Origin of the sequence: Pseudoalteromonas sp. OOF1S-7 (assembly GCF_022347765.1) — a bacterium.
Taxonomy (GTDB): Bacteria; Pseudomonadota; Gammaproteobacteria; order Enterobacterales; family Alteromonadaceae; genus Pseudoalteromonas.
In genome coordinates, this window is sequence record NZ_JAKRFZ010000034.1 from 1 (window position 1) to 8,899 (window position 8,899).

General features: G+C 52.8%; 2 protein-coding genes. Both read right to left on the bottom strand.

The genetic code is table 11. The features are described 5' to 3' along the window. Positions 1 to 1,850 (bottom strand): condensation domain-containing protein (locus MHN33_RS23590; protein WP_239401907.1); only part of this gene is annotated, 1,850 nt, incomplete at its 3' end. A gap of 327 nt (positions 1,851 to 2,177) precedes the next feature. Further along, positions 2,178 to 8,899 (bottom strand): non-ribosomal peptide synthetase (locus tag MHN33_RS23595; protein WP_239401909.1); only part of this gene is annotated, 6,722 nt, incomplete at its 5' end.

An 8,899-nucleotide genomic window follows, 5' to 3' on the forward strand; every position in this document is an offset into this window, starting at 1 on the left:
GCCCCGGCTTTGAGCACGCCCAGTAAACTGACCATCAGGCAGGCGCTGCGTGGCATACAAACGCCCACCAGATCGCCGGGTTCCACGCCCTGCTCCTGCAAACAGTCGGCCAGTTTGGCCGCCTGGGTATTAAGCTGCGCATAGCTAAGTTGCTCGCTGTCACTGTGCACGGCAATGGCATCCGGTGTCAGCGCAGCCTGCTGTTCAAATCGCTCTGTCAAACTACGCGAATCATAAGCGCTGTGCGTGACCGGCAACTGGGTTTGTAACTGAGTAAACTGCGTATGGCTGAGCGCTGTCAAAGCATCAGTAGAAGTGTTAAATCCATGCTCTGTGTCCAGACAACGGGCATAGTTTTCTAAAATAGTTTCAAGATGTGCCATCATAGTCGTGATGCTTTGCTCACTGTATAATGCGTCATCATATGACCAGCCAATCACGCTCCCCTGCTGACCAAGCTCTGCATGGATATCGATATCACCACGGATGGTCATGGTCATATCTTCGGGCACATACGGTCTGAACGGCGTGCTTTTCTGAGCCTGCGGGCTGTCAGCTAAACCACTGTCATTACAGGTCAGCTGAATTTGAAATAGCGGCGTATAGCTATTAGAGCGGATCACATCGAGCTGCTCAACCAGGTGCTCAAAAGGCACATCCTGATTGGCCTGAGCCGACAAATGAACCTGGCGAATATGTTGCAGATAACTGTCCAGGGACTGCGCTTTGAGCTCAACCCGCAATACCAGACGATTTAAGAAACACCCTATCAGCTGGGCCACTTCGGCCTGCGCCCGGTTAGCAACGGTGGTGCCCACCACAATATCCCGGCTGGCTGTAAAAGTATGGAGTAACAACACCAGCGCACTGTGCAGGCACATAAACGGCGATAACTGATAGTGGCGGGCAATGGTCACTAATTTTTCCGTCAGTTCAGCACTGAGTGTCTGATTGCACTTTTTGCCACTGAACTTTTTCTTCGCCGGTCTGGGATGATCTGGGGTCAGGCTGTGTAATTCCGGTAAACCTGTGAGATGTGAACGCCAGTAGGCTAACTGGTCCTGATAGTCCTGCGACTTTGCCCAGTTTTGCTGCCAGTGAGCAAAATCACTGTACTGCACCGTTAAACGGGGTAATCCCTGTTCGCTGCTGTAAAGCGTCATAAATTCATTTTTAAGTATGTCCATCGACCAGGCATCGGACGCAATATGGTGCATATTAAACAGCAAAATACCATGAGGCTGAGTACCACATGGCGTATCGGTTAGTTTAACATAGTGAATATCCAGCAGTGCATCATGTTGCAGATCAAATTCCCGTCCGGCATGGGCCAGCGCCAGTGCCTTGACCTCGTCCCGTTGCACAGGTTCCGCCAACGCGCTCAGATCGGTAAACTGTACCTCATTGCTGACCTGTTCACGTACCAGACGCCGGGGTCCTTCGTCACTGGCTTCATAGCCGGTTCTGAGTATTTCATGACGCGCGATAATGCTGCGCAACGCACGCGTGGCGCGTGGTACATCAAACGGCTGGTACACCGAGTACGCCATCGGCATGTTGTACTCACTGCCACCGCCTTGTAGTTGATTGACAAACCACAGACGCTGCTGAGCAAACGACAAACTATGCTGTTTTTCTTGCTCTGCCACCGGCTGGATGCGTTCAACCTGCTCAATGGGGGCTGATTGGGACAGCGTGGCAATAATGTCATGCTTGTTTGCGCTAATAAGCGCTTTATGCTCTGCGGTCAGGGCCCCTTTCTGGGCTTTGGCCTTGAGCTTGCCATTATCCAGGTAAACTGCTACTCCCTGAGCAACCAGTTCAGCTAATAATTTGTTGATTTCAACCATTCATTCAAGTCCTGTTAGTCGAGACATGCGCCAGAGACTGACTTCATGTTACTTCTGTGGTCACTACATACGACTATTTATAACAGAACCGGGATGGTGATGACTGCCTGTAAGATTTGACAAGGCGAGTGACCTGCAAGCGCTATTGACAGCCAAAAATGGCGGCGTTCAGACGATTTTGGACAGTGACAGAGATGCTGTATGCAAGGGAGTATGTGACATTTTTACAATGGCAGGATACACGCCCCCACGATCTCATGCGTGAGATCATGAGGGCATGATTACCCCTGCGCAACGCTGGTTTGCAATGGGGCATGTAACCGGACGTTAAAACTCAACTTCGTCTAGTTCATCCTCGTTGATTTCATTCAGCTGCATGTCCAGCATTTTCTTCTCAAGGAGCGATGCCAGTTGGTCAATCTGCGCATGCCCGATGGCTTCTTTAATCGACACCGACACCCCAAACATCTGATGCAAACGCTGAACCAGTTTCATCAAGCTGAGCGAGTGTCCACCCAGCTCAAAGAAGGACTGATCCACACTGATATGAGCACCATCATAGTTCAGTAATTCAGCCCAGATATCACGCAACTGACACTCGGTGTGCGTTGCGGGCGCCACCCTGTTGCAGCCTGACATACCTTCACCCGGCTGCGGCAGCGCCTTTTTGTCGATTTTGCCATTTACCGTCAGTGGCCAGTCCTGCATCAGCGTCATTTGCTCAGGCACCATATAAGCCGGTAAGAATGACGCTGCTGCGCGTTTAATGCGCTCAATCTCCTGAGCATGGAGCTGTTCATCGATCCCATGCTCCAACTTGAGATAGGCATGCAGTACCTGCGTCCCCTGACTCTGCCTGGCAATCACCACCGCACTGTCGACATTGGCAATACTGCTCAGCTGATGGGTAACTTCACCCAGTTCAATCCGGAAGCCGCGGATCTGTACCTGGTCATCCACACGCCCAATAAACTGAATTTTGCCATCTCTTTGGTAGCGCGCCAGATCGCCGGTTTTATACAGTTTGTTACACCCTGAATCGGCGCCATAAGGATTGTCGATAAAACGCTCAGCACTGAGTGCTTCACGTCCCAGATAGCCCGCAGCAAGCCCGGCACCCGTAACATACATTTCACCGACGACACCCACAGGCACAGGCTGCAACTGTGCATCAAGCATATAGATGGCCTGATCCGCAAGCGCTCTGCCAATATGGATCTGGGCTACCTCTTGGCGTGCAATAGGCGCAAAGGTCACATGCACTGTGGTTTCAGTGATGCCATACATGTTGATCAGCTCAGCCTGGACATTAGCCGGGTGCTGACACCAGCTTTGCAGGTGTTGCGTTTGCAGCGCTTCACCCCCGAACACCACATAGCGCAGCGCCGGCAGGCTGATATCGTGCGCAACCACATGCTCAGCAAACACCCCAAAGGCGCTCGGGGTCTGATTTAACACACTGAGCTGATGCTGCTGACATAACTCAACAAACGCTGCGGTATCGCGGGTCTGATGATGCGTTGGGATCAACAGCTTACCACCGTGGCTGAGCGCGCCCCAGATTTCCCAGACACTGAAGTCAAATGCATAGGAGTGAAACAGACACCAGGTATCCTGATTGCTGAAGGAAAAATCCTCGGCTGCACTGGCAAATAAGCGCGCCATATTGCGATGCGTCTGTACTACACCTTTCGGTGCCCCGGTCGATCCGGAGGTGTAAATCACGTAAGCTGGGTCATCCAGTGATATCTCTGGCAATGAACTGAGCGGCGCGATGTCTTCAGTCAGCAATGCACTGGTATCCAGCGTGACGACCTCACACTCTGGCGCATCAAGCGCCGCTGCGCAGCCAGGCTGTGCCAGGCACAAGGCAATCTTGGCATCTTGAATAATATAGTTCAGACGCTCTGGTGGGCTGTTTGGGTCTAACGGTACATAAGCGCCACCGGCCTTCAGGATTGCCAGTATCCCAACTACAGTTTCAATTGAGCGCCCAACACACAAGCCGATCAGATCGCCTTGCTGTATGCTTCTGTCCGCAATCAGTGAAGCTGCCAGTCTGGTCGCCATCCTATCCAGTTCAGCATAACTGACCTGCTGCTCGCCCATCACCAAAGCGATATGCTCAGGCGTAGCAAGTGCATGGTGATCAAATTGCGCAACCATATTGCAAAGCTGCGCATCCGCAAAGGCCAGTTTCGGTGGTGCCAGCAACATTTGCAGCTCCTCTGGCTGCAGGATTTCCATGCCTGTGAGTGGTGCTGCGGCATCAAGTGATAGCAGGCTGCGTAGCGCGGTATTAAAGTGTGTCAATAACTGCGCCATATCGGCGCGCTCATAGTGATGGCCATGGAAACTAAGGCGCAGACTCAACACGCCCTGTAAAGAAGCCGTCAGCGCAACCGGATAGTTCGTATATTCAATCGACGCTGCATTTTGCACTTGTAGCTGACCCGTGCTTTCCTGTTCTGTCTGAGCGCCGGTATCATGTAAATCTGCCGGGAAATTCTCAAACACAAACAGACTGTCGAACAGCGCGCCCTGAATGCCATGATTGCCACAACTTAAAATTTCCGGCAAAGGCAGATAACCATGCTGTTCACGCTGACTATGCGCCCTGTGCAGCTGCTGTAGCTGAAACCCAACACTGGCCTGGTGATCCAGCTGAACTCTGACCGGCACCGTATTGATAAACAAACCTATCATTTGTTCCACATTGGCCACTTCCGGCGGTCGACCAGAGAGTGTGGTGCCAAAGCAGACATCCGATTGCGCACTGTAGCGATGCAGTGTATACGCCCATGCCAGCTGCAACACCGCATTGGCGGTAACCTGGTGATGCTGAGCAAATTGGCTTAATTGCTCGGTCAGTTGTGCATCGGACGTCCATTTGATTTCTTCATAATGCGGTGTATCGCAGGCCGCAGCAGGTAATTGCAATTGAGTTGGTGCACTTACCCCGGCCAGTTCAGCATGCCAGAACGCGCGTGCTTCATCCTTATTTTGCTTACATAGCCACTGAATATAGTCCTCATAGTTCGCTGCAGGAGGTAAGCTCAGTGGCTGTCCAGCCGTCAGACTCTGATAGTAGCCCAGCACTTCAGAGAACAGGGTTGCCTGGCACCAGCCATCGGTTAAGACATGGTGGTGAGCCCAGATAAGCTGTGCTTTTTGCCCGCTCAGGCGCACCAGTGTCAGACTCATCAGCGGTGCCAGGTCGAAGGAAAAGCCTTTCGCCTTAATGGCATGATGCAGCTCACTGAGCTGTGACGTAAGTTGTTCAGCCGGGACCTGCTGCCAGTCGAGCACCTCCATATCTATCAATGCATTATGATGTACGACCTGATGAATATCCGCATCATCGAACACGCTAAAACTGGTACGCAAAATAGCATGGCGTGCTATCACCTTTTGCCAGGCCTGCTGCATGGCCGATGCATCCACATCACCTGCCACATCGAAATGAGTCAGCGTCGTGTACAGACTGGCATCTTGCTGTAACAAGTCATGGTAGATCATCCCCTGCTGCATAGGGGTGGCAACATACACTCTTTCAATGTCCGTGTACTGCGCTTGTAATGTGTCCAGCTGGGCTTGTTCCAGTGTCGCAGCCGGAAAATCTTCAACAATCAGGGTATGACACTGAGCCCCCGCTTTGGCCTGTGTAACCAGCTGAAGTAACACAGCCTTAAACCGGGCTGCCAGCGCTTCAATTTGCCCCTCTGTATAACTTGGCATCGCAAAGCTCAAATCAAACCTCAGCTGGCTGTCCTGGCTTTGACCATTGACTATAAGGTGATGCAAGTCGGCCGCCTCTGCTGCAGATTCTGCCCCCCGTGACTCGTGTGCCATGGCCAGACGGCCCTGTGAACCCGCTACATTGTCCAGTTTGCCCAGATAGTTAAACACAATTGCCTGATCGGCACTGCGCTCGTCCAGGGCACAGATCTCGGGATCCTGACGGATATACTTCAGCAAGCCATAGCCCAGGCCATGCATAGGCAGCTGTTGCAAGGTCTGTTTGACCGACTTAACCGTTGCGATCAGGTCCTGCTGCTGACCACCGAGGATCAGGGGGTAGAGATTAGTAAACCAGCCCATTGTCTGGGTCACATCCAGTCCCTCAAACAGGGCTTCTTCGCGGCCATGACTTTCCATATCAACACGCAGCAAAGGCCTCGCAAAAGTGTCCTGGTAGGCCAGCAGGAAGGCACTGAGCATCAGGGTGTCCACATTGCTGTGGAAAACCTGCTGGCAGTCTGCCAGCAAGACCCGGGTATCCGACTCATCCAAAGAGAATGACACATTCTGCCACTGCTCAGCCGCAACTTTGACTGATGGCTGAGCCGGGAACAGCGACAGCCTGTCATGCCAGTATGCCTGCTGTGAGGTCAGCGCCTCAGAATGCGCCAGCGCATTGACCGCTTCGCCCCAGGCCTGATATGAACTGGTCTTCGCAGCCAACTGAATAGCCTGACCAGTTTCGATTGCCTGTAGCGCCGTTTCCAGATCCTGTAATAAGATCCGCCAGGATACCCCATCCACAACCAGGTGATGTATGGTCATAAACAGCCTTGCGGGTTTATCCTCGCCAGCATAAAAATACACAAACTTGCACAGGGGACCATGCTCTATATCCAGCTGCCGTTGCAGGGCATCGCACTGCCGCTCAACCTCGCCACTAAACGCGGCCTCCGTCAGCTCACTTAAATCCACAACCTGATGCATGCGGGCAACCTGAGTTTCGCTTAAAGGTGTAAAACGGGCCAGCTCGGTAAATCTCAGTCGCAATGCGTCGTGACGCTCAACGAGTGCATTGACCAGCTCTGCGAAATGACTTACCAGGCCAGCAGGCGCGTTCAGCAGCAAAGACTGATTATAGTGGTTCGGCGCAGCACGATTGGCATCGAAGAAACGCTGCTGAATTGGCAGCAATGGCATATCACCTGTGACCGCATCCTGCTGTGCGTTAACGCGGGTACTGAATTCAACATGTTCGCTCAGAGTGGCGATTGTCGGGGTCGCAAACAGTTGTTTCACGTTCAGGTGTAAACCTTGTTGTCTGGCCCGCCCAACCATCTGAATGGCAATGATAGAATCTCCCCCGAGCGTGAAGAAGTTATCCTGGATCCCGACCTGCTCAATGCCCAGCAAATCCTGCCAGATATCACATAAAGTGGCTTCAGTGCTGTTTCTTGGTATGCAGTAGTCGTTTTGCAGCAATGCCTTATCGGGCTCAGGTAGCGCTTTTTTATTGATTTTTCCATTCGCCGTCAGTGGCCATTCGTTGATGATCACTGCCAGCTTAGGCACCATATAGTCAGGCACCGATGTTGCGAGCTGCGTCAAAGTCGCACTGATAAAATCACTCTGAACGTCGTCTGTAAGGGCCTCGTCTGGTTGTATGTAGGCAACCAAATCATGACCTGATACACCTTTTTTGGCCAGGACAATAGCCGAATCTATGCCTGCCTGCTGACTCAGCCGCTGGGCAACTTCTCCCAGCTCAACGCGGAAGCCGCGGATCTTAACCTGGTCATCGGTGCGGCCCACAAAGGCCAGGTTGCCATCGGCCAGATAGCGCACCAAATCGCCGGTGCGGTACAGGCGCTTCGAGCTGCCTGCCGCCTCAGGGTCGTAAAATGGATTCTCAATAAAGCGCTCGGCAGTCAGCTCGCTCTGACCCAGATAGCCGCGCGCCAGACCATCACCACCGACATATAGCTCACCTAAGCTACCATAAGGCAATAAGGTCTGTTGCTGATCCAGCACATAGGTCTGAACATTACACAAAGGTGTGCCGATATGCAGAGTGTCATCGGTAATTTCACCCACAGTGGCACAGACTGAGGTCTCCGATGGACCGTAAGCATTATAGAAAGGATAATGTGCCCGCCAGCGTGCCACCACAGCTTCTTCACAGGCTTCCCCTGCCACAATTAAACATTGCAGCGCCAGATCTGTCTGCAACGTCATGGTCGATAACAACGCCGGTGGCAAAGTCGCATGGGTGATCTGCTGCGTTTTTAACAGCTCAGACAGCTGCTGTACATCCGTACGTTGTGATTCATCGGCAATCACCAGGGTACCACCCGGGATCAAGGCCATCAGCCACTCCCAGGTCGCCGCATCAAAACTGATGGATGCAAATTGCAACACCTTACTGTCGGCACAGTTAGCAAAACGGGCTTGCTGGTTGTGAACCAGGTTCACTGCGCCCTGATGAATAAGCTGCACGCCCTTGGGCTGGCCCGTTGAACCTGAGGTGTAAATCACATAAGCCAGACTGTCGCTGCTGATCTCTTCCAGTCCCGGGTTGTGATGTGGATAGTCATCCAACTCAAGAGCTGCAATATCTATAGCGCTGCCCGCTTGTTCGCTCATCAGGCTCTGGGCTACTGCCAGACCACTGCCATACCCAATCACGTGCTTCAGGCCTGCATCAACCGCCATATAGCTCAGGCGGCTGGCCGGATAATCCGGGTCCAGTGGGACGTACGCGCCACCGGCTTTAAGTATCGCCAGCATGCTCACCATCATCTCCATCGAGCGGCTGCTACACACCCCGATCAGGGTTTCGGGTATGATCTGTTGTTCACTCAGCAGGTAATGGGCCAGCTGATTGGCCCGCTGATTTAGCTCGGCGTAACTGATGGACTGATCCCGGAACACCAGGGCCGTTGCCTCGGGTGCAGCCGCTGTCTGCTGTTCAAATAAATGATGAATACAGGCCGTGTCGTCGTAGCCTAAGCTGCGCTGACCCTGGGTCAGTAATCTGGTCACTTCATCCGCCGGCAGTACACTCAGTTCACTCACCGGCTGTGTTTGGGTTGCTTCAGTCAGCTTACTCAGCGCCGTAATGACATACTCTGCGATGCGGCTGATCTCGACCTGCTCATCAATTTGTAAGTCCAGGCTGAATACATGGGCTGCGCCATAATCATTGACCGATAAGTTAAACGGATAGTTGGTGCGCTCCTGTGCACGCAGTGCCTGAATATCGCTGTCCTGTACTGGCGTGTCGGCTTCGTCCCGCTCGGTGTGACGAT